Annotated in this window: 18 protein-coding genes and 2 pseudogenes; 6 read left to right on the forward strand and 14 right to left on the reverse strand. The window is 71.3% G+C overall.

Going from position 1 to position 21280, the window contains the following annotated elements; all coding sequences use genetic code 11:
- Positions 1-338: 338 nt before the first annotated feature.
- Genes ACZ5VD_RS42160 through ACZ5VD_RS42170 form a run of 3 tightly spaced genes read right to left on the reverse strand, consistent with a single transcriptional unit; the run spans position 339 to position 4641 of the window.
- Positions 339-1031, reverse strand: coding sequence for a response regulator transcription factor (locus ACZ5VD_RS42160; protein ID WP_468549948.1), 693 nt, complete (start codon positions 1029-1031; stop codon positions 339-341).
- The gene (locus ACZ5VD_RS42165; protein WP_468685778.1) at positions 1028-2386 is read right to left on the reverse strand and encodes a sensor histidine kinase; all 1359 of its coding nucleotides are present in this window, start codon (positions 2384-2386) and stop codon (positions 1028-1030) included. Before ACZ5VD_RS42165 ends, ACZ5VD_RS42160 begins: the two co-directional genes overlap by 4 nt.
- Positions 2383-4641 (reverse strand): MMPL family transporter, encoded by a 2259-nt coding sequence (locus ACZ5VD_RS42170; protein ID WP_468685780.1) that lies wholly within the window; start codon positions 4639-4641, stop codon positions 2383-2385. The genes ACZ5VD_RS42165 and ACZ5VD_RS42170 overlap by 4 nt, the downstream gene beginning before the upstream one ends.
- Positions 4642-4866: 225 nt before the next feature.
- Between ACZ5VD_RS42170 and ACZ5VD_RS42175 the strand changes: the two genes are divergently transcribed.
- Positions 4867-5646: an SDR family NAD(P)-dependent oxidoreductase gene (locus ACZ5VD_RS42175; protein ID WP_468549951.1), complete on the forward strand. Its 780-nt coding sequence runs from the start codon at positions 4867-4869 to the stop codon at positions 5644-5646.
- Between the two features lie 86 nt (positions 5647-5732).
- On the forward strand, positions 5733-6545 hold the full coding sequence (locus ACZ5VD_RS42180; RefSeq protein WP_468685782.1) for a PhzF family phenazine biosynthesis protein: 813 nt from the start codon (positions 5733-5735) through the stop codon (positions 6543-6545).
- 91 nt (positions 6546-6636) lie between these two features.
- Here the strand turns inward: ACZ5VD_RS42180 and ACZ5VD_RS42185 are convergent, their stop codons facing one another.
- Positions 6637-7437 (reverse strand): CPBP family intramembrane glutamic endopeptidase, encoded by an 801-nt coding sequence (locus ACZ5VD_RS42185; RefSeq protein WP_468549953.1) that lies wholly within the window; start codon positions 7435-7437, stop codon positions 6637-6639.
- 116 nt (positions 7438-7553) lie between these two features.
- Here ACZ5VD_RS42185 and ACZ5VD_RS42190 point away from each other — a divergent pair, with 116 nt between their 5' ends.
- Positions 7554-9320 (forward strand): substrate-binding and VWA domain-containing protein, encoded by a 1767-nt coding sequence (locus ACZ5VD_RS42190; protein ID WP_468685783.1) that lies wholly within the window; start codon positions 7554-7556, stop codon positions 9318-9320.
- Positions 9321-9335: 15 nt separating this feature from the next.
- Here the strand turns inward: ACZ5VD_RS42190 and ACZ5VD_RS42195 are convergent, their stop codons facing one another.
- Positions 9336-10853, reverse strand: coding sequence for a glutamate-cysteine ligase family protein (locus ACZ5VD_RS42195; protein WP_468685785.1), 1518 nt, complete (start codon positions 10851-10853; stop codon positions 9336-9338).
- Positions 10854-11405: 552 nt separating this feature from the next.
- Here ACZ5VD_RS42195 and ACZ5VD_RS42200 point away from each other — a divergent pair.
- From ACZ5VD_RS42200 to ACZ5VD_RS42210, 3 genes are all read left to right on the forward strand, one after another.
- Positions 11406-11990, forward strand: a complete 585-nt coding sequence (locus ACZ5VD_RS42200) for a hypothetical protein (RefSeq protein ID WP_468685786.1) — start codon at positions 11406-11408, stop codon at positions 11988-11990.
- Between the two features lie 415 nt (positions 11991-12405).
- Complete coding sequence (locus ACZ5VD_RS42205; protein WP_468549957.1) at positions 12406-12612, forward strand: DUF5999 family protein; 207 nt, start codon at positions 12406-12408, stop codon at positions 12610-12612.
- Positions 12613-12857: 245 nt separating this feature from the next.
- Positions 12858-13940 (forward strand): LacI family DNA-binding transcriptional regulator, encoded by a 1083-nt coding sequence (locus tag ACZ5VD_RS42210; protein ID WP_468549963.1) that lies wholly within the window; start codon positions 12858-12860, stop codon positions 13938-13940.
- Positions 13941-14004: 64 nt separating this feature from the next.
- On the opposite strand, the gene ACZ5VD_RS42215 is transcribed toward ACZ5VD_RS42210, so the two are convergent.
- From ACZ5VD_RS42215 to ACZ5VD_RS42255, 9 genes and pseudogenes are all read right to left on the reverse strand, one after another.
- Positions 14005-15072, reverse strand: coding sequence for an endo-1,4-beta-xylanase (locus ACZ5VD_RS42215; protein WP_468549964.1), 1068 nt, complete (start codon positions 15070-15072; stop codon positions 14005-14007).
- Positions 15073-15127: 55 nt separating this feature from the next.
- Positions 15128-15892: a carbohydrate ABC transporter permease gene (locus ACZ5VD_RS42220; protein WP_468550009.1), complete on the reverse strand. Its 765-nt coding sequence runs from the start codon at positions 15890-15892 to the stop codon at positions 15128-15130.
- A 122-nt stretch (positions 15893-16014) separates the two neighbouring features.
- Complete coding sequence (locus tag ACZ5VD_RS42225) at positions 16015-17013, reverse strand: carbohydrate ABC transporter permease (protein ID WP_468549965.1); 999 nt, start codon at positions 17011-17013, stop codon at positions 16015-16017.
- A 6-nt stretch (positions 17014-17019) separates the two neighbouring features.
- Positions 17020-18312, reverse strand: coding sequence for an extracellular solute-binding protein (locus ACZ5VD_RS42230; RefSeq protein WP_468685787.1), 1293 nt, complete (start codon positions 18310-18312; stop codon positions 17020-17022).
- Positions 18313-18854: 542 nt separating this feature from the next.
- Positions 18855-19217, reverse strand: a complete 363-nt coding sequence (locus ACZ5VD_RS42235) for a hypothetical protein (RefSeq protein ID WP_468685788.1) — start codon at positions 19215-19217, stop codon at positions 18855-18857.
- 90 nt (positions 19218-19307) lie between these two features.
- Positions 19308-19991, reverse strand: coding sequence for a family 43 glycosylhydrolase (locus ACZ5VD_RS42240; RefSeq protein ID WP_468685789.1), 684 nt, complete (start codon positions 19989-19991; stop codon positions 19308-19310).
- Positions 19992-20063: 72 nt separating this feature from the next.
- Positions 20064-20390: pseudogene (locus tag ACZ5VD_RS42245) on the reverse strand (sensor histidine kinase); the annotation flags it as partial.
- Positions 20391-20445: 55 nt separating this feature from the next.
- Positions 20446-20607: pseudogene (locus ACZ5VD_RS42250) on the reverse strand (DNA-binding response regulator); the annotation flags it as partial.
- A 2-nt stretch (positions 20608-20609) separates the two neighbouring features.
- The gene (locus ACZ5VD_RS42255; protein WP_468685791.1) at positions 20610-21278 is read right to left on the reverse strand and encodes a potassium-transporting ATPase subunit C; all 669 of its coding nucleotides are present in this window, start codon (positions 21276-21278) and stop codon (positions 20610-20612) included.
- Positions 21279-21280: the final 2 nt, after the last annotated feature.

Here is a 21280-nt window from a genome sequence, read left to right on the forward strand (position 1 = left end):
GAGCCGACGTGCTCTTCGCCATGCTCCGCGACGGCACCTTCTACGAACCCCAGCCCGCCCCATCAGCTTGACGAAACCCATAGGGGCACCCCCCCGCGACGGCACGACCGGCCTACTCGGCCCTCACGTTGCCCGCATTCGCCCCGGCCCCGTGACCGGACACGACAGCCGCGCGCAGCCTGGTCGTTGACCAAGGGCGGCCTGGACCGGGGCAAGCGGTGTCCTCGGCAGCGTCCTCGGCCAGACCGACCAGAACAGGGCGGGCCAGGGCAGGACGCGGCCGTCGAGGAGCCGGCACGGCCGGCCGCGTGGAGCCGCCGAAAGGTCCCGGCATCGGACTACGGCACGCGGTCGGTGCCGCCGCCGGGGGCGGCGTGGGCCAGCCCCGTCCGGTAGGCGATGACGACGAGTTGGGCCCGGTCGCGAGCCTCCAGCTTCGTCATGGCGCGCTGCACGTGGGCGCGGACGGTGAAGGGGCTGAGGAACATCCGCTCGGCGATCTCCTGGTTGGACAGACCGGTCGCGACCAGGGCCACCATCTCGCGTTCGCGCGGGGTGAGCAGGGCGAGTTGTTCGGGGTGGTGCGGCGGGGCGTCGTCCGGTGTGGCCAGGAAACGGGCGACCAGGGAGCGGGTCGCCGCGGGGGACAGAAGAGTGTCGCCGTCGGCGATCGTCCGCACGGCGTCCAGCAGGTCCTCGGCCCCGATGCCCTTGCCGATGAAGCCGCCGGCGCCCGCGCGCAAGGCCTGGGCTACGTACTCGTCGGTCTCGTACGTGGTGAGGATCAGGATGCGGCTGGCACGCAGTTCCGGGTCCGCGCAGATCTGCGACGTGGCGGTGAGACCGTCCACCTCGGGCATACGGATGTCCATGACCACCACGTCCGGGCGCAGTTCCCGGGTGAGTCTCACCGCCTCCCTGCCGTCGGCCGCCTCGCCGACCACGGTGATGTCGTCGGCGCTGTCGAGCAGCAGCCGGAAGGCGCCACGCAGCAGTGCCTGATCGTCGGCGAGCAGCACCCGGAGCGTCACGGCGTATCCCCCGCCTCTTTGCCCGTCCGTCCGTCGTCCGTCGCTCCGTCGGCCATTCGCCCCTCGATGGTGGTCGCTCCGTCCGTCGTCCGCGTCGTGTCCTTGCCGGGCGGGAGGGGCAGTTGGGCGGAGACGAGGAAGCCGCCCTCCGGGCGCCTGCCCGCGGAGAGGTGTCCCCCGACCGCGGTGGCACGTTCGCGCATCCCGATCAGACCGTAACCGGGCGGATGGTCCGGCAGCGTGGATTCGCTCGGTCCCGTGGACGCACCCCGAGCCGTGGACGCACCGCGCCCGGTGGACGCGGTGGGCCCCGTACGGGAGCCCCCTCCGTCGTCGGCGACGGTGACGGTCACCCACTCGCGGCTCCAGACGAGTCGCACCCGGGCGCTGCCGGTACCGGCGTGCTTGGTCACATTGGTCAGGGCCTCCTGGACGATGCGGTAGACGGTGAGGTCCACCCCCGGCGGCAGCGGCCGGGCCGTGCCCTCCTGACGCACCGACACCTCCAGACCCGCGCGGCGGAAGGATTCGAGGAGCGTGGGAAGCCGGGACAGCCCCGGTGCCGGCTCGGCGGGCGCGGGCGCGTCCCCGGACTGGCGCAACAGACCGACCGTGGCCCGTAGTTCGTCGAGCGCGTGGCCGGTGGTCTCGACGAGTTCCCTGAGGCTCTTGCGGGTCTGTTCCGGGCGGACGTCGAAGAGGTGGGCGGCGACCGTCGCCTGTGCGTTGGCCAGGGTGATCTGATGGGCCACCAGGTCGTGCAGTTCCCGGGCGATGCGCACCCGTTCCTCGGCCACTCTCCGGCGCGCCTCGCTGTCCCGGTCCTGCTCGGCCTGCCGGGCCCGCTCCTCCACGGCCGCCAGGTAGGCCCGCCGGTTCTGCGCCGAGTGGCCGAGCACGCCGGCCACCAGCGGGAACGCCGCCACCGCTCCGATCCTGCTGGCGTCCTGCCACGAGTTGGTCCCGAACGGGAGGGTCGAGGCACTCAGCAGCACCGCGGAGGCGAGCACCACCGTGGCCGCCACGCGCCGTTCCCTGCGCACGGCGAGCGAGTAGGCGGTGATCACGGCGGGTGCCACGACGAGCGGGCTCAGCAGGAGACCCGACGGCGCGACCAGCATGCCGCACACGGTGGTGGCCGCCATGGCGGCCAGCGGTGTCCTGTGCCGCGCCGGCAGCACGGCACAGGACACCACGGCGATGAGACAGGCGGCGGCGGACGGCGGAGACAGCGGCTTGTCGTCGGCCCGCACCACGCCGCCGAGCAGACAGAGCGCGAACGCGGTCGCCGTGATCGCGCCCTCCCGCCACCACCTGCCGCGCGGTCGCGGCCCGCCGCCGTCCGGGTCTGTCATGGCCGACCGTGCCGGCCGACGGGGAGCAGCGGCACCTCCGTGTCCGGCCCGGTCACGGAGGCGGGGACCTGCCGGCTCAGTGCCTCACCCTCGATATCCACATTCGGCAGCACGCGGTTCAGGATACGAGGCAGCCACCAGGCCCGGTGACCGAGCAGTGCCAGGACCGCGGGTGCGATCGCCATCCGGACCACGAAGGCGTCGAAGGCGACGGCGGAGGCCAGGCCGACGCCCATCGTCTGGATGGTCGGGCTGTTCAGTCCGATGAATCCGGCGAACACGCTGATCATGATGATCGCCGCCGCGGCCACCACACGTCCGCTGTGCCGGAACCCGTGGACGATCGACTCGCCGGGGGACGCGCCGTGGACGTAGGCCTCCCGCATCCGGGTGAGGAGGAAGACCTCGTAGTCCATGGCGAGGCCGAACACGATGCCGATGACGAGAATCGGCATCAGCGACATGACCGGTCCGGTCTGCTCGATGCCGATCAGGTCCGCCGCCCAGCCCCACTGGAAGACGGCGACGAGGACGCCGAAGGCGGCACCCACCGACAGCAGGAAGCCCAGCGCGGCCTTGACCGGAACCAGGACCGAGCGGAAGACCAGTGTCAGCAGGAGCACCGCCAGGCCGATGACGACGGTCAGATAGGGGATGAGGGCGTCGGACATGGCTTCGGAGATGTCGATGTTCAGCGCGGTGGTGCCGGTCACCGCGACGACGGCGCCCGTGTCGGCCTCGACGCCGGAGACCGCGTCCCGGATCGCGTGCACCAGGTCCTTGGTCTCGCCGCTGTTCGGGGCGGTCCGCGGGACGGCGGTGAGGACGGCCGTGTCCTTGGTCCGGCTGAGCACCGGATCACCGACCGACGCGACCCCGTCCACCGCCCGTACGGTCCTGACGACCAGGTCCGTGGTGGCCCGGGTGTCCGCGTCCGCGGACGCGGCGGTGTCCACGACCACGGTCAGCGGACCGTTGAAGCCGGGGCCGAAGCCTTCCGACAACAGGTCGTAGGCGCGGCGCTGGGTGGTCTCCACCGGCTTGGACTCGTCTCCGGGCAACCCGAGTTCGAGGCTCAGGGCCGGCAGGGCGACGGCGCCGAGACCGAGGACGGCGGTCACCAGTACGGCCACCGGCCGGCGCAGCACGAACCGTGCCCAGCGGGTGCCGAGCCCCGGCCGGCCAGCCGCGACGGGCACCGGGTGCGGGCGCTCGTTTCCCCGCCGGGTGGCCTTGCGGGCGGCGCGGGACAGGATCCGCCGGCCGAAGAAGCCGAACAGCGCGGGGAGCAGGGTCAGTGCGACGAGTACGGCGAGGGCCACGGCGCCCGCCCCGCCCATGCCCATCCTGGTGAGTTCGGGGATTCCGACGACCCCCAGCCCGACCAGGGCGATGAAGACGGTCGCGCCGGCGAAGACGACGGCCGATCCGGCCGTGCCCACCGCCCGGCCCGCGGCCTCCTCCGGCTCGTGGCCCTGGGCGCGCTCGTCGCGGAAGCGGGAGGTGATGAAGAGTGCGTAGTCGATGCCGACCGCCAGCCCCAGCATCAGCGCCAGGATGGCGACGGTGGACGTCAGGCCCAGCGGGGCGGCCAGTGCGGAGATCAGGCCGAAGGAGATGGCCACGCCCAGGAAGGCGCTCGTCAGCGACAGTCCGGCCGCGACCAGCGACCCGAGGGTGAGGACCAGCACCACCGCCGCCACCACCACGCCGATGATCTCCGTCGTACCGCCCGGTTCCACTTCCGCGTCCAGGGCCGAGCCGCCGATCTCCACGGTGAGCCCCGTGTCCCGGGCCTGGTTCGCGGCGTCCTCCAGGGCGTTCTTCGTCGGCTCGGTCAGGTCGACGGCGTCCGCGGTGTAGGTGATCGTGGAGTAGGCGATGGTGCCGTCCTCGCTGACAGCGCCGGTCGCGTAGGGGTCGGTGGTCGACGCGACCTGTTCGCCCCCGTCGAGTGAGCGGAGCGTGTCCTGGACGGCCGCCCTGTTCTCGCCGGCCGTCACCCGCCGGCCGTCCGGGGCCCGGAACACCAAACGGGCCTCGGCACCCTGGGAGTTGCTCTGCGGGAACCGCTCGTCCAGCAGGTCGAACGCCTGCTGCGACTCGGTGCCGGGCATGGACAGGTCCTCCTCCTGCGCCTCCGGCGCCACGGCGGCGGCGATCCCGAGCAGTACCAGGGCAGCCAGCCACACGGCGCTCACGAGCCGGCGACGCCGGAAGGCCCACCGTCCGACCCGGTAGAGAAATGTCGTCACCTGTTGATCACTCCAGACAGTGCGAGGGGTGGGGAATGCGCGGGATTCGCGCGCCTTCCACAGTTCCGTCCGGCGCGCGGCCGGGCATCGTCCGCCGTCGCCGTCTTCGTCTGGTGCATCCGGACCGCCCGCTCGGGTGTCCTGGTGCTCTCGCACCAGGCCGGGCTTCGCTGCGACAGGTCACCCGCCGCCGTCGCCCCGCGGGCGCCGTCCTAGGGTGCGGGCATGACCTCGCACACCTACCTCTCCGAACTGTTCGCGCTGGACGGCCGGGTCGCCGTGGTGACCGGCGGCAGCTCCGGCATCGGCCGGGCCATCACCGGCGCTCTCGCGCGGGCCGGCGCGAGCGTGGTGGTCGTGGCGCGCAAGGAGGAGGAACTGGTCGCCACCGTCGCGGAGTTGGCGGCGGACGGCTGCCGGGCGGCCTGGGTGAGCGCCGACCTGGGCACCCGCGACGGCGTCCACGCGGCGGCGGAGCAGCTCGTCGAGGTGTTCGGCGAGCCCGACATCCTCGTCAACAGTGCCGGGATCAACCTGCGGCCGCCGATGGGCGAACTGAGCGAGGAGGTCTGGGACACCACGATGGCGCTGAACCTGGAGGCCCCCTATCTGCTGGGCCGCCGGTTCGGGCCCGGCATGGCCGAGCGGGGCTTCGGGCGGATCATCCACATCACCTCCCAGCAGGCGCACCGGGCGTTCGTCCAGAGCGGCGCCTACGGCGTCTCCAAGGGGGCGCTGGAGTCGCTGGCCCGTTCGCAGGCCGAGGCCTGGTCGCCGTACGGCGTCACCTGCAACACCCTGGTGCCCGGCTTCGTCATGACCCCGCTCAACACCCGGCTGTCGTCCGACCCCCAGAAGGTGGCGGCGCTCGCCGCGCGCACCATGGTCGGGCGCAACGGTCTGGCCGAGGACTTCGCGGGAGCGGCCGTGTTCCTGGCCGGCCGCGGCTCCGCCTACGTCACCGGGCAGTCGATCTTCGTCGACGGCGGCTTCTCCGTCCACTGAGGCCACCGCCGCCGGTTCCCGAAATCGGTCCAGCACCGCGCGATTGGCCTTGGTGAGGGGATCGGCCGAGCCTCTAGCGTCGGGGCATGCGTATCCGAATCGTCGACGCCTTCGCCGACCGCCCCTTCACCGGCAACCCGGCCGGAGTCCTGCTCCTCGACGCCTTCCCGAACGACGAGTGGCTGCAGAACGTCGCCCTGGAGGTGAACCACGCCGAGACGGCGTTCGCCCACCGGCTGCCGGAGGGCGGTGAGGCCGACTGGGCGCTGCGCTGGTTCACGCCCGCCGCCGAGGTCGACCTGTGCGGTCACGCCACGCTCGCCACGGCACACGTCCTGCACACCACGGGCGCCCACCAGGGCCCGGTGCGGTTCGCCACCCGCAGTGGGGTGCTGATCGCGACGCCCCGTGAGGACGGCTCGGTCACCCTGGACTTCCCGACCGCGCCGCTCACTCCGGTCGAGCTGCCGGAGGGGGTCGCCGAGGCCCTCGGCGCCGAGCCGCTCGCCGCCGTCGACACCGGCCCGGGCATCGGGGACCTGCTCGTCGAACTCGCCGACGAGAAGTCGGTGCACGCCCTCGCCCCCGACCACAAGGCCCTTGTCGCGCACTCCGAGCGCGGCATCATCGCCACCGCCCGCGCCGAGGACCCCACCCGCGGCTACGACTTCGTCTCCCGCTGCTTCTTCCCGCGCATCGGCATCGACGAGGACCCGGTCACGGGCAGCGCCCACACCGCGCTGGCCCCCTACTGGTCCGAGCGCCTCGGCCGCCCCGACCTCACCGGCCTCCAGGCCTCTCCGCGCTCCGGCCGGGTCCGCACCGAACTGCGCGGCGACCGCACGCTGTTGAGCGGCCGCGCGGTCACGGTCATCGAGGGCGAGCTGCTCGTCCCCTGACCGACGCGGGGAACACCCCGGACGGACGCAGGAGTTGGACTGTCGGACGAAGGGGGCCTACGAGACCGTCGTACGCCCCCTGGTGCGGCCGTCACGCCGTCGGCAGCCACCCCACCTTGCCCGCCAGCAGGGCGTAGCCCACGAACGCCCCGATGTCGAGCAGGGAATGCGCCACCACCAGGGGGCCCACCCGGCCCCACCGGCGGTAGAGGTACACGAACACCACGCCCATCACCATGTTGCCGATGAAGCCGCCGATGCCCTGGTAGAGGTGGTACGAGCCGCGCAGTACGGAACTGGCCACCAGCGCGGCGGCGGGTGTCCAGCCCAACTGGCCCAGGCGGCGCAGCAGATAGCCGACCACGATGACCTCTTCGAGGATCGCGTTCTGCATCGCGGACAGGATGAGCACCGGGTACTTCCACCAGACGTCGGGGAGCGCCTCGGGCACCACCGTGAGGTTGAAGCCGACGCCGCGCGCTGCCAGGTAGAAGGCGATTCCGGTGCTGCCGATGACCGCCGCGACCCCGGCGCCGCGACCGAGGTCCGGCCAGGGCCGGGTGCGGTCGAAGCCGAGGGTGCGCAGCCCCTTCCCCTCCCGCAGCAGGAAGTGCGCGACGAGCGCGACCGGGACGAGCGCCGTGGTGATCCCGAACAGCTGCCAGGCGAGGTCGAGCCAGGGGCGGCCGGGCGCGGCCGATGCGTTGAGGGTCGCGGCCTGGTCCTTGAGACCCCCCGGCCTGGTGACCGATCCGACAAAGCTGATCAGGGCGGACACACCACTCGCACCGAGCGAAAGCCCCAGAACGAGCAGGGTCTCGTCCCGGAGAATTCGTCGCGAGGACCGCTCCTCAGGAAAAGAATCGGCCACCGAGCCCGCCTCCGCCTGCACGCTTGCCTCCAGTTGGGTATTCCCGCCTCACGCCTACCGCCGCCCCGCTAGGGTCTCGAATGAACGTACGAAGATCGTGCGTGACAGGCCGTTGGGGCGGGGAGGGGCACCGGGTCATGGGACGTCACAGCTTGCCCGATCAGTATGGGGCGGGCGGCAGCGACCCCCGTCCACGCGCGCGCCTCCGCACGATCGCCCTGGCCACGGCCCTCGTCCTGACCGTCGCCGGCGGGGCGGCGGGCGCCGTCCGCAGCGGGCTGCTCTCCTTCGGCTCGTCCTGCCAGGAGGACCCGGTACGGCTGAAACTGGCCGCCTCCCCCGACCTGGCGCCGGCCCTCACCGCCGCGGCGAAGCGGGCCCGCGACGACGACCTGGTCTCCGACGGCCGCTGCGTCGCCGTCTCGGTGACCGCGCGCGACGCGTACAAGGTCACGGACACCCTGCTGGCCGGCGAGAAGACCGATGCGCAGGTGTGGGTCCCGGACTCGGACCTGTGGGTGCAGCGGCTCAAGGTGGACAGCGGAGCCTCGAAGGTGTCCCCCGTGGGCACGGTCGCCTCCACCCCGGTGGGCGTGGCGATGGTGCCGGCGGCGGCGAAGTCGCTGGGGTGGCCGAAGAAGACGTACGGCTGGTTCGAACTCGCCGGCGCCACCCTGCGGGACGACTCGCTCAGGCTCGGCGCGGCCGACCCCGCGCGCAGTGCGGCCGGGCTGCTCGCGCTCACCCGGCTGAGCACCGGCGCGGGGGCGGCCGAGGGCGGGCAGACACAGGCCGCGGCGATGATGAAGGCACTGTCGCAGCGCGCCTCCGACAGCGACGGCCAGGTCGTGGACACGCTGCCGCGCGACGCGTCGGGCACCGAGCAGGGCAACCCGAAGCGCAACCAGGCGCTGGTCCTCACCGAGCAGGCCGCCTTCGCGTACAACGCGTCCGCCGACAGCGGCGGCGGCCTGGACTTCTTCTATCCCGCGGACGGCTCCCCGCGGCTCGACTACCCCTACACGCTGGTCGACCAGGGGCTGACGACCGATCAGAGCCGGGCCGCGATCCGGTTCATGACCTATCTGCGCCGGCCCGACCAGGTGCGGCTGCTGACCCGGCACGGCTTCCGGACCTCGGCGGACGAGGTGTCGAAGGAACTGGTCGCGGGCGCCGGTGGCAGTGCTCCCCAGCCGTACGCGGGGCCCGCCGTCGAGCCGCCCGGCGAGGCCGCGCTCCAGGAGGCGCTGGGCACCTGGACCATCACGGTGCAGAGCGCGCGGCTGACCACGGTGGTGGACGCCTCCTCCTCCATGTCGGAGACCGTGCCGGGCACCGACCGGTCACGGATGGACGTCACCAAGGCGTCGCTGCTGCAGGCCCTCGCCACGTTCACGCCCGAGGACGAGATCGGGCTGTGGGTCTTCTCCACGAAGCTGGACGGCGGCAGGGACTACCGCGTGCTCGTGCCGACCGCGCGGCTCGGCGACCGGGCGGGCACCGGCACCCAACGGGACCGGCTCTCGGCGGCGTTCGGCGACCTGGCGCCGGTCCCGAACGGGGCCACGGGGCTGTACGACACCACCCTCGCCGCGTACCGGGCGGCCACCTCCTCCTATGTCAAGGGGAAGTTCAACGCGCTGGTGGTGATGACCGACGGCGTGAACCAGGACCCCGGCAGCATCTCCCGCTCCGCCCTTGTCGGGCAGTTGGAGCGGCTCACCAACCCCGAACGCCCGGTCCCGCTCATCATGATCGCGGTCGGCCCGGACGCCGACCGTGCGGAGGCCCAGCAGATCGCCGAGGCCACCGGTGGCTCCGGCCAGGAGGTCAGCGACCCCTCCCAGATCCACGCGGTGATCCTGAAGGCGATCGTCGCGGCGGGCGTGGAGGCTACCGGCTGAGGGTCCCGGCCGCGCTCACCCCAGTGACACCGGCTCCGGCAGCCCCACCGGCCAGGTGTGCACCGGCTCGCCCTCATGCATCAGCTCGCGGTACCGCCGGGTCGTCGCGGCGAGCGCGGCCTCCCTCGACAGGCCCGCCTCCAGGGCCCGGTGGAAGGTGGCGGCCTGCCAGGACGCCCCGTTGACCCGGCGTCGGCAGCGTTCCTCGATGACGCCGAGGTACCGGTCCCGGTCGGCGGGCTCGACACCCCACGCGTCGAGGCCGGCCGCGGCCAGCGGCAGCAGTTCGTCGCGTACGAGGCTGACCGCGTCGACCTCGGTGGTGCCGCCGTACCGGCCGCGCCGGGGCCAGGTGAGACGGGCGTCGATGCCGTACCGGCACGCGGCGTCGAAGTTGGCGGCGGCGGCCTCGAAGGGCAGCCTGCTCCACACCGGCCGCGACTCCTCGGCCAGGGCGCGTACGACGCCGTAGAAGAAGGCCGCGTTGGCGATGACGTCGGTGATGGTGGGGCCGGCGGGCAGGACCCGGTTCTCGACGCGCAGGTGCGGGACGCCGTCGGCGATGCCGTAGACCGGGCGGTTCCAGCGATAGACGGTGCCGTTGTGCAGGACGAGTTCGGAGAGCTTGGGGATGCCGCCCTCGTCGAGGACCCGCAACGGATCCTCGTCGTCGCAGATGGGCAGCAGAGGCGGGTAGTAGCGCAGGTTCTCCTCGAAGAGGTCGTACGCGCAGGAGATCCACCGTTCTCCGAACCAGGTGCGCGGACGCACTCCCTGGGCCTGGAGTTCGGGCGGGCGGGTGTCGGTGGACTGCTGGAACAGCGGCGGCCGGGACTCGCGCCACAGCTCACGCCCGAACAGGAAGGGCGAGTTGGCGCCGACGGCGATCTGCGCGGCGGCGACGGCCTGTGCGGCGTTCCAGACGTCGGCGAAGCGGCCCGGGGTGACCTGGAGGTGCAGTTGCACCGAGGTGCAGGCGGCTTCGGGCACGATCGACTTCGAGGTGCAGCTCAGCCGCTCCACGCCGTCGATGTCGAGCACGAACTCCTCGCCGCGGGCGGCCACGATCTGGTCGTTGAGCAGGGTGTAGCGGTCGACGTCGGAGAGGTTGGAGGAGACCAGGTCGTCCCGGTCGAGGGTCGGCAGAATGCCGATCATCACGATTCCGGCGTCGAGCTCACCCGCTTTTCTGTCCGCGTATGCCAGCGAGGTGCGGAGTTCCTCGTCGAGCCGGTCGAATACCCGCCCACCCAATCGGTGTGGGGCTATGTTGACTTCCAGGTTGAACATGGCGAGTTCTGTTTGGAAGTCTCGGCTTGCGATGCGCTCCAGCACTTGCGCATTCAGCATTCTGGGCATGCCGTCGGAGCCCGTCAGATTCAGCTCGATCTCCAGCCCCATGAGGTTCTGTGGGCGGTCGAACCTCTTCTCGGCCAGGAGTCGCTCCAGCCCCGTCAGGTTCCGGCGGAGCTTCTCGCGATAGCGCTGGCGATCGGACAAGTCGAACTGACCTGCCACGACCTTCTCCCCCATCGAAGCGTCCCTCCTCGCGTGGGCGGACCGAGGAACGGCCGCCGGTGTCCCGGGTCAGGGGGGATGATGCCCAGCCGGGACGATCGATAACGTCCCGGACCGGCCCTGCGCCCGCTACTCTGTCGGATGTGACCGGTGGCACATTCACCGGGCATGGTGCACTGTGCGGATTCGAGTGCCCTGAGAAACTCGTGAAAAACGCCGACGAGAATGGGCCGTCCGCCCTTCGGTTGTTTTCCGAGGTCATGACGGCGCGGCCGACCTGGAATCGGGATGATTCCCACGAATCGTCGACCGGATGAGCCCTTGCTCTCCTCACCGAAAGCGGCTAGACGAAACATCGTCTGAACAAGTGTCGTATAAACTCCGCGAACAAGGCAGAAGGCTGGCGCCCACGACCCTCGGTCATGCCGTCAGGTGACGTACGGCGACCTCGCGCGCTTCCTGGTTACCGGACCACGGCCCCCGCCTCTCTGACCACGTGAGCTGACAGCGCCGTCCGCCCAGCCCGCCCTCGCGCCACCGTGCCTGTCGAATGAGAGGCGACCCACCATGCCGCTGCATGTCCCCCCGGCTCCCGCGCCCGCACTGCGTTCCGTCTTGACCGCACTCGGTTCCCCGACCGCGGTCCGCGAGGCCCGAACCCCCTCCCTGCTGCACGCCAAAGGCCCCACCACACCGGAAGCCCCCCTGCCGGTACACGTCCTGGACGGCGTCGACGCCTCGGGCGTCCCGGCCACCCGGCTGTCCGGCTGGCGTTTCCTGATCCGTGCCGGCGACCGCGCGGTGGCCGCGGCGGAGACCATGCTGACGCCCGACGGCTGGGCCTTCTCCCGGTTCTTCGAGGGGCCGTACATCGCCTCGACCGAGAGCGCGCTGCGGCAGGCCGAGACGATGACCCACGCCTATCAGCCGCGCCTGCTCTCGATCCCCCGCCTCTACATGCTCACGCTCTGGCTGCACGGCGACGGCGCCGCGGACGGCACCACCGGCCCCCTCGCCGCCGCCGATCTCCTCGTGCCGCTGGCCCCGGCGCCGCCCGGCATCGCCGCACACCGCCCGCACCGGGTGGCCGAGCTGCTGCCGGTACTCACCCATCGGGTGACTCCGGCACCGCTGATGAGTTCCTCCGCCTGACGTTCTCCGCCGTGGCGGCCTTCGTACCCCGTATCCGAATTCCGGGTAGCGGGGTACGACGCTGTTTCCGGCACCGTCGGGATCATCCGGGGATTTCCGTCCGCCCTTTCGCTCGTACGAGCCATAAAGCGCTCGGACGAGCCGGAGATGGTCTCCTCCCCGTCCGGACTAGCCCTATCCGGCCACCCCGAACCATCCGAAGTGACAGTGCAGTTGGAATGAACCGTCCGCGCGGGTGATGCGTCCTCAACCTGTGAGAAGCAGTGACGCCAAATCCCTGCGGAATGACACCCGTGGGGCAACACTGGGTTCGACCGACTTATCACAACGGGGGCCGGCCATGAACGACGCTTCAAGCCGCGCGACAGAGACCACAGACATCCCACCCGTCTCGACACAGCGAAAGATCCCATCCATGTGCCAGCACCAGTCACCGTGTCCGACAGCCGAATCCGCCGACCGGGACTCCGCCCGCCTCGTGGCGCACCACCCGGAACAGGGCTGGAGCCTGCTGTGCAACGGCGTTCTGCTCTTCGAGGACACCGGTGAGCTCCTGCCGGACGGACGGGTCATCGACCCGCACCGCCCGCTGGGCACCGCTCAGGTGATGACCGCGGCCTGAGCACCACCGGACGGCACCCCGCACCGCCCGGAGTATCCGAGGGGCCGGCTCGCAGGCCGACTGCGCACCGGCCCCGACGCATGTCCGGAGCCGGTCACTCCGTGTAGCACCGCGTGCGAGTTCCGGTCGGTGCGGTGTCCTGACCCGGTACTCACCGCCGGGACCCCTTCCCACGGTCGCCCCTTTTCCGGAAGACTTCTGGAAGTTTCGACGTTGCGCAGGGCAGTCGGTACGGAGGTGGGGAAGTGGCAGCACGCGAGGCCGACGCCGGGACGGCGCCCGAGGGCGGTGGCAAGGTCACGATCACGGAGATCGCCCGGCAGGCCGGGGTCTCGGTGCCGACCGTGTCGCGGGTCGTCAACGGCCGCTCGGACGTCTCGCCGCAGACCCGGGCCCGGGTCGAGGAGCTGCTGCAACGGCACGGCTACCGCAAGCGCCCGGCCTCCCCCGGCACCCGCGCCGCCCTGCTCGACCTGGTCTTCAACGACCTCGACAGCCCCTGGGCCGTGGAGATCATCCGGGGCGTGGAGGAGGTCGCCCACGCGGCCGGGGTGGGCACCGTGGTGTCGGCGATCCACGGACGCACGGGGGACGCCCGGGAGTGGATGCGCAATCTGCGGGCCCGCGCCTCCGACGGCGTCATCCTCGTCACCTCGGTGCTGGAGCCGATCCTGCACGACGAGTTGCGCATTCTCGGCGTCCCGCTGGTGGTCGTCGACCCGGCCGGCTCCCCCGCCCTCGACGTCCCCACGGTCGGCGCCGCCAACTGGGCGGGCGGCATGGCCGCCACCGAGCACCTGCTGTCGCTGGGCCACCGCAGGATCGGCCTGATCGCGGGCCCGCCCCGGCTGCTCTGCTCCCGGGCCCGCTTCGACGGCTACCGCGCGGCCCTGGAGGGCGCGGGGCTCGCCGTGGACGACTCCCTCGTCGTCCCCGGCGACTTCCACCCCGAGTCCGGCTTCGCCGGCGCCGACACCCTCCTCGGCCTGCCCGAACCGCCGACCGCCGTGTTCGCGGCCAGCGACCAGATGGCGCTGGGCGCGATCGAGGCACTGCGCCGGCGCGGTCTGCGTGTCCCGGAGGACATGAGCGTGGTCGGTTTCGACGACCTTCCGGAAGTCCGCTGGTCCGCCCCGCCGCTCACCACGATCCGTCAGCCCCTCGCCGACATGGGCAAGCTGGCCGTCCGTACGGTCCTGCGCCTGGCCCGCGACGAACAGCCGGACTCGCCACGGGTCGAGCTGGGCACGGAGCTGGTGGTGCGGGCGAGCACGGCACCCCTCACGCCGAGGGGTACGGCGGGTGCGGGGCCGGTGACGGCGGGCTGACACAGACGTTCCCGGGCGCCCCTCCCCTATCGGGCGCCCGGGAACGTGTCCTTGTGCCGGCGCCCTACCTCAGCGCCTTCCGGATCGCGAAGTAGGCGGGCTTCGGCGCCAGTTGCTCGTCCCACGGGAGCGCGGCGCCCTGTCCCTCGAAGAACGCCGGGATCCACGAGTACTTGTCCGTGTAGTCCCACAGGGTGATGCCGACGCACCGGCGTACCGCGAGGCAGGCCTCGGTCATGTCCCGGTACCAGTCGGCCTGTTGGGCCAGCTTCGCCTCGTCCGCGGGCAGGTACATGCGGACGTCCACCTCGGTGAGGGCGGTGTCCAGGCCGAGCCGGGCGAAGCGGCGGAGGTTCTCCTCCAGCGTCGTCGGATAGCCGTACTGGAGGGCCAGGTGGGCCTGGAGGCCGAAGCCGTCGATCGGCACGCCCTGCGCCTGGAGGTCCTTGGCGAGCCGGTAGTAGGCGTCGCTCTTCGGGCCGACGGTCTCGACGTTGTAGTCGTTCAGATAGAGCTTGGCCTTCGGGTCGGCCTGGTGGGCCCAGCGCAGCGCGTCGGCGATGTAGCCGGGGCCGAGCGTGTTGTAGAAGACGGTCTCGCGGTAGGTGCCGTCCTCGTTGAACGCCTCGTTGACGACGTCCCACGCGTAGATCTTGCCGCGGTAGTGCCGCACCTCCGCCTGGATGTGCTTCTTCAGTACGGCCCTCAGCTCGGGTGCCGTCCACGCGCGGTCGGTGAGCCAGCCGGGCAACTGGCTGTGCCAGACCAGGGTGTGCCCGCGCACCTTCTGGTGGTGGGCGCGCGCGAGGTTCACGATCTCGTCGCCTTGGGACCAGTCGAAGACGCCCTGCTGGGGCTCGGTGGCGTACCACTTCATGCCGTTGCCGGGCGTGATCATGTCGAACTCGCTGCCGAGGACGGCCTTGTACGGCTCGTCGACCAGCTCGGGGTTGTCGGTGGCGCTGCCGAAGTACCGGCCGTGGCGCTGGGCGAGGTCGGCCAGGGTCTGCGGCTTGCCCCCGGCCTGGGCGGGTGGTCCGGTGGCGATCCCGGCGCCGACCAGGAGGACGGCGAGGGCACCGGCGAGTCTGAGCCGGGTCCGGGAGCGGATCGTCGTGCGGCTGGTGCGCATGGTGCGACTCCTCACGTTCGGGGGGTGTGGGTGAGCCGTACGTCCGCCGGTGCGGTCATCCCTTCGTGGCACCGGCGGTGAGGCCGCCGACGAGCTGGCGCTCGGCGACCGCGTAGAAGGCGAGGGCGGGGACCATGGCCAGCACCAGGTAGGCGAAGACCCGGGCGGTGTCCGCGGAGTACTGGCCCTGGAACTGCTGGACGCCGATCGGGATGGTCCACCAGGTGGAGTCGGTGAACACCAGCAGCGGCAGGAAGAAGTTGTTCCAGCTGGTGACGACGGCGAGGACCGACACCGTGCCCAGCGCGGGCCGTGCCATGGGCAGCAGCACCCGCCAGAAGAACCCGAGCGGACCGCAGCCGTCGAGTGTGGCCGCCTCCTCCAGCTCCCCCGGGATCTGCCGGAAGAAGCCGCGCAGGATGATGATCGTCATCGGCAGTCCGAACGCGGCCTGCGGAAGGATCACACCGAGCGGGTTGTCCAGCAGGCCCATGGAGCGCAGCAGCAGGAACAGCGGCAGGGCCGCCACCGCGAAGGGGAACATCAGCCCCATCGTGAACAGGGTGAACAGCACCTCCCGGCCGCGGAACGCGAACCGGGCGAAGGAGAAGGCGGCGAGCGCGGAGACCGCCACCACGAGGACGGTCGTCCCGATCGCGATCACCGTGCTGCTGCCGAGCAGTTGCCAGAACGAGCCCGAGCCGAGGATGTCGGTGTAGTGGGAGGTCTCCCACGAGTCGGGCAGCCCGATCGGGTTGCGGGAGAGTTCGTCGGTGGCCTTGAAGCCGGAGATCACGGCGTAGAGCAGCGGTACGGCCATGAGTGCACCGACGACGATGAGCACCGCGTGCACCGGCAGCGACTTCCTGCGGGTCGTCCGCTTGGCCGTGGGTCGGGGGACGGTCGCGGGTGCCGTGGTGGTCGTCGTTTCCCGGGTGGTCGTCATTTGCCGCCCCCTCGCATGGTCGTGGTGGCCCCTTCGAGGTCCCGGCGGAGCACGAACCGCTGGTAGGCGAGGGCGAAGACGAGGCTGATACCGAACATGACCACGCTGATCGCGCTGGCGTAGCCGACCTGGTAGCGCTTGAAGCCGTACTGGAACATGGTCACGGCCATGGTCTCCGAGTGGTGGTCGGGGCCGCCCGCGGTGGTGACCCACACCAGGTCGAAGAGCTGGATGGAGCCGATGACGCACAGGAAGACACTGATCCGCAGGGTCGGCGCGAGCAGCGGCAGGGTGACGTTGCGGAACCGCTGCCAGGCGCTGGCGCCGTCGATGAGCGCCGCCTCGGTCAACTCGGCGGGGATGGACTGGAGTCCGGCCAGGTAGAGCATCATGTGGAAGCCGAAGTACTTCCAGGTCATGACGAGGAAGAGGGTCGCCATGACGGTGGAGGGGTCGGCGAACCAGGTGCCGCCGAGCCCGTCCAGACCCACACTGCCCAGGACCTGGTCGGCGAGGCCCTCGTCCGGGGCGAAGATCATGCTGAACAGCACGCCGGTGATGGCCTCGGACAGCACGTAGGGCGCGAAGAAGAGCATCCGGTAGACGGCCCGGCCGCGCACCTTCTGGTTGAGCAGGACGGCCATCGCGAGCGCGAACGGCAGCTGGATGGCGAGGGACAGCAGCACCAGGACGAGGCAGCGCCACAGGTCGCCGAGGAAGACGGGGTCGTCGAAGAGCCGGGTGAAGTTGTCGACGCCGATGTAGTCGGAGGGCATGCCGAAGCCGCCCCAGCGGAAGAAGGCCGCGTACAGCGCGAAGAGGATCGGCAGCAGCACCAGCACGCCGAACAGCACCAGGGCGGGCAGCTGGAAGCCGACCGCGGTCAGCCAGTCGATCGCGCGACGCCGGGCCCGCCCCCGGCCGCTGTCCGCGGCCGGGGGCGGGAGGTCGATGTCGGAGCCGGTCCGTTTGTCCGGAAGGAACGTGGAGGTCATCGCCGTCTACTGCTCTTCCTTCGCGGTCTTCGTGATCGACTCGGTGACCTGCTCGGGGGACTTGGAACCGGCGATGAGCGCGGCGACGCTGTCGTTGACCTCCTGGCCGACGGCGGGCGCGTACGCCTGGTCGAGGTAGAGCTGGAAGCCGGTGGCGGCCTTCAACTGTGCCTGTACGGCCTTGATGTTGGGGTCGGCGATGGCGCTCTCGGCCCCGGGGACCACGGGCAGGGCGCCGGTCTTCTTGACGAGTTCCAGGTCGGTGGCCTCGGAGGCGAAGAACTTCAGGAAGTCGACGGCGGCCTGCGGGGCGCCCTGGCGCAGTGCGTGTCCGCCGCCCCCGCCGAACACCTCGGTGAGAGAGCCCTTGCCGCCCTCGACCGCGGGGAACGGGAAGAAGCCGAGGTCGTCCCCGAGGCCCTTGCCGGCGTCCGCCTCGACGACCGGCGCCCACTGGCCCATGAGTTCCATGGCGACCTTGCCGTTGCCGACCGCGGCGGCCTGGCCGGTGGGGCTGGAGTAGGCGGCGCCGAGGAAACCCTTCTGGAAGGGCTGGAGGTCGACGAGTTCCTTGAGGTGCTCTCCGGCCTGGACGAACTCGGCGCCGGTGAAGTCCTTGTCGTCGTTGGCCTTCCCCAGCGCGTCGGCGCCCGCGGTGCGCATCGCGAGGTAGGCCCAGTAGTACATGCCGGGCCACTTCTCCTTGCCCGCGAGGGCGAGCGGGGTGATACCGGCGGTCTTCAGCTTGCGCACGGCGTCGAGGAAGCCGCTCCAGGTGGTGGGGGGCGTGCTGACGCCGGCCTGCTTGAACAGCGCCTTGTTGTACCAGAAGCCGATCATCCCGATGTCGAACGGGATGCCGTAGACCTTCTCGTCGAGCAGGTACGGCTCCCTCGCGACCGACAGCAGCTCGTCGCCCCACGGTTTGGCGCGGTCCGTGAGGTCCTCCACCAGCCCGGCGTCGACCTGTTGCCGCAGGACGCCGCCGCCCCAGGTGTGGAAGATGTCCGGGAGCTTCCCGGAGGCGGTCAGCGCGGTCATCTTCGACTTGTAGGCGTCGTTCTCCAACTGGACGATCTTTATCTTCACCTTGGGGTTGGCGGCTTCGAACTTGCGCGCGAGGCCTGCCCAGACGCCCTTCGTGGGCTGGGTCGTGGAGATGTTCCACCACTCGATCGTGGTCGTCCCTGACGACCCTCCGTCCGAGTCTCCGCCGCAGCCGCTGAGTGCCGTCATGCTCAGACCGGCCGCGGCGGACGCCGCGAGGAAGCCGCGGCGGGACAGTGCCGGGTCGCCCATGTTGCGCTCCTTGGGTACGGGACGGCGCGTCCACGCCTGTCCGCTGGACCGAAAGTTTCGGAGTGAATCCAGAAAGGTTCGTTGTTGCCGCACCCTAGAGACAGCTCCCAAACGGTGGCAACCCCTTGTACGCGGGGAATGTTGGGAAGGCAGGCCGCCAACTTGTTCCGGAAAGGCGGTACTTCGGCAGTCCGACGGCAGGTACGCGAACCGGTCGAAGGACGTGCCGCCCTCGGTGAGGACGTACATCCCGATCAGCCGGCCGGTGAAACCGCCGACGACCTGCACGGAGAGAAGGCAGCTGTCGAGTGCGGCGACCGGCTCGCCGCACTCGACCGAGAAGACGATCGCGTCGGGGCCACCGGGCCTGGTGCGTGGAGCGTGGGGCCCGGTCGCGTGAGCCGGTGGCGGTCGGCGGCACCGGGGACGCCGAACAGACCTCGACGCCCCGGCCTCAGCGGCCCCGCGGGCACGGGGCGGCGGGCCGGACACCGCCGCAGCGAACCGGTCCGGGCCAGGACGCCCACCTCTCCCCCGGCGACTCAGACGTCGTAGTGGTGGGCTTCGCTCAGGCGAACGGACGGGCCCGCGCGGACGGTTCCGGCGTCCAGGCGGCCCCTCGCCCCGCGCCGCGGATGCCGCCGACGGGGTCGGACGAGGGTGTGGCCGGGCCGGTCGCAACTGTCCCCGGTGGCCCGCAGCGTCAGCCACCCCGGCAGCGGGCCCGGCGACCAGCTCCCCTCCGGCCTGCTGGGTGGGGGCATCCGGTACGGAGCCAGGTGGGCGGCATCGAAGTCGCCCTGCTCCAGCGGGAGTTCGACGATGCGGTGGGCCGCCGGTGCGAGGTGCCGTTCGCCCACCGGGCCGACGCGGGGCCGGCCGTCCACCCACTCCACCGGGGCCAAGAACGTCTCCCGGCCGAGGACGTGGAAGGACGGGAAGGAGTCGCCGGGGCGCGTGCCCAGCAGCCTTCTCCACCCACTGCCGTCGGCGCACTACGCCAAGTCGACGTGGCCGGTGCACCGGATGGGCCGGCCGGTGCCACTGCGGGAGAGGAACGGGTGGGCCAGGGCGGGTTCGTAAGGGCCGCACGGGTCGCGGAGGTGGGCGATCGACACGCGGTGGCCGTACGCGGTGCCGCCCTCGGCGAGCAGCGGATACGACCCGTCGCCGATCCGGTACAGATCCGGCGGCGCAGGGTCTCGCAGACCCGTGCCGGACCACACCGGAAGAGGTCCTTCCAGCACCCGGCCGGCCGTGGCGTCGACGTGCGCGATCCGGACCCCGGCGACAGCACACCAGCACTTCCCTTCGTCGCCCCAGGCCGGGTCGGGGTCGATGCCCGGCAGGTCGATCCGCACCGGGTCGGACCAGGTCCCCTCGGAGCGGTCGCTCGTGACGAGGAAGGTGCCTCGCCCGGAGGCATGGGGCGTGGTCACGGGGAAGCGGCCGTCGTGGTGACGGACCATCGGGGCGTGGATCCCGCCGGAGGCCACCGTGTCGTCCGGCAGCTCCAACTGCCCTGACCGGTCGAGGCCGTTGCCGATCTGGTGCCAGTGCACGAGGTCTCGATGATGGTCGAGCGGGACGCCGGGAACGCACTCGCAGCCGGAGCACACGAGGTAGTGGTCCTCCCCGACCCGGCACACACCGGGGGCGGGATGGAAGCCGCCGATCACCGGTTGTCGTAGCTCCGCATACGCCTCAACCCTCCGCGGATCGATCGAAACATTCGGTCCGATCAGCGAACATTACGGAGCGGCACGGTAGGGGCGCCCCAGGGCGGAACAAGGCATCGGGCAAGCCGGTGGGCGGGCCTGCACCCGGCCCGCCCACCGGCCGGGCGATCTCCCACGGACTGTGGACGACGACGCGGCCGACTCCCAACCGTCGACCATGGTGGGGCCGCCGCCGGGGGTGTCCTCGGCGTGCGGGGTGCCGCCCATGGCCTCGGCGAAGCCGCGCGCCACCGCGAGGCCCAGGCCGACTCCGGCGCCGCGCGGGGCGTCGCCGTAGCGCTGGAAGGGCTCGAAGATACGTTCCCCGGCCTCCTCGGGAACGCCCGGACCTCGGTCGACATCCAGGACGGCACCTCCGCCGGCCAGCGGAGTACGCAGCTCATGACGCACCGCGCGCGAGGGGTGGGCCCTCGGGGCGGCGGACGACGGCCCGCAGCCGGGCCATGAGTTCGTCCATGCTGAACGGCTCGGTGATGACGTAGGTATCAGCCCCCGCGTCCAGCGCGGCGATCTTCTCGTCGGAGGCCTGCCGGGCGGGCAACACGAGGATCGGCACCGTCAGCTCTTCGCCACGAGTTCCTTGAGGGCGATGTTGAGTGCGAGGACGTTCACCCGGGGCTCGCCGATGAAGCCGAGGGTGCGGCCTTCGGTGTGGTCGTCGACCAGTTTCTGGACCTGGGCGACGGTCAGGCCGTTCTCCGCCGCGATCCGGTGGACCTGGATGTCCGCGTACTGCGGGGAGATGTCCGGGTCCAGGCCGGAGCCGGAGGACGTGACCGCATCGGCGGGCACGTCGGTGGGCTTGACCGTGTAGCCGCCCACCGAGTTGTCCTTGATGACGGCGGCCTTGGCGTCCTTGACCCACTGGATCAGGTCGGCGTTGTCACCGGAACGGTTCGTGGCGCCGGACAGGATCAGCTTGTACCGGGTGTTGACGGTGTTGGTGCCGAGGCCGTTCTGCGGGCGCCCCTGGAACCACTTGAGGTCGGGGACCGGAGTCTCCTGGCCCTTCTTCAGCGGCAGGTTGTAGGACTGCCCGATCAGGGACGAGCCGACGACCTTGCCGTCCGCGCCGATCTCGGAGCCGTTCGCCTTGTCGTGGAACAGACCCTGGGCGACGCCGGTGACGGCCAGCGGATACAGGATGCCCGTCACCACGGTGAGCACGAGGAGCGCGCGCAGGCCGGCCCAGAGCAACCGGGCCGTCTTCAAAACCGAGTTGTTCATAG

It is taken from the genome of Streptomyces sp. NPDC032822, assembly GCF_055578825.1.

Bases quoted from the DNA above. Each gene is read 5' to 3' on its own strand.
- ACZ5VD_RS42165 (WP_468685778.1), bottom strand. From the start codon at position 2,386: ATGACAGACCCGGACGGCGGCGGGCCGCGACCGCGCGGCAGGTGGTGG.
- ACZ5VD_RS42175 (WP_468549951.1), top strand. From the start codon at position 4,867: ATGACCTCGCACACCTACCTCTCCGAACTGTTCGCGCTGGACGGCCGG.
- ACZ5VD_RS42180 (WP_468685782.1), top strand. From the start codon at position 5,733: ATGCGTATCCGAATCGTCGACGCCTTCGCCGACCGCCCCTTCACCGGC.
- ACZ5VD_RS42190 (WP_468685783.1), top strand. From the start codon at position 7,554: ATGGGACGTCACAGCTTGCCCGATCAGTATGGGGCGGGCGGCAGCGAC.
- ACZ5VD_RS42195 (WP_468685785.1), bottom strand. From the start codon at position 10,853: ATGGGGGAGAAGGTCGTGGCAGGTCAGTTCGACTTGTCCGATCGCCAG.
- ACZ5VD_RS42200 (WP_468685786.1), top strand. From the start codon at position 11,406: ATGCCGCTGCATGTCCCCCCGGCTCCCGCGCCCGCACTGCGTTCCGTC.
- ACZ5VD_RS42205 (WP_468549957.1), top strand. From the start codon at position 12,406: ATGTGCCAGCACCAGTCACCGTGTCCGACAGCCGAATCCGCCGACCGG.
- ACZ5VD_RS42215 (WP_468549964.1), bottom strand. From the start codon at position 15,072: ATGCGCACCAGCCGCACGACGATCCGCTCCCGGACCCGGCTCAGACTC.
- ACZ5VD_RS42220 (WP_468550009.1), bottom strand. From the start codon at position 15,892: ATGGCCGTACCGCTGCTCTACGCCGTGATCTCCGGCTTCAAGGCCACC.
- ACZ5VD_RS42225 (WP_468549965.1), bottom strand. From the start codon at position 17,013: ATGACCTCCACGTTCCTTCCGGACAAACGGACCGGCTCCGACATCGAC.
- ACZ5VD_RS42230 (WP_468685787.1), bottom strand. From the start codon at position 18,312: ATGGGCGACCCGGCACTGTCCCGCCGCGGCTTCCTCGCGGCGTCCGCC.
- ACZ5VD_RS42255 (WP_468685791.1), bottom strand. From the start codon at position 21,278: ATGAACAACTCGGTTTTGAAGACGGCCCGGTTGCTCTGGGCCGGCCTG.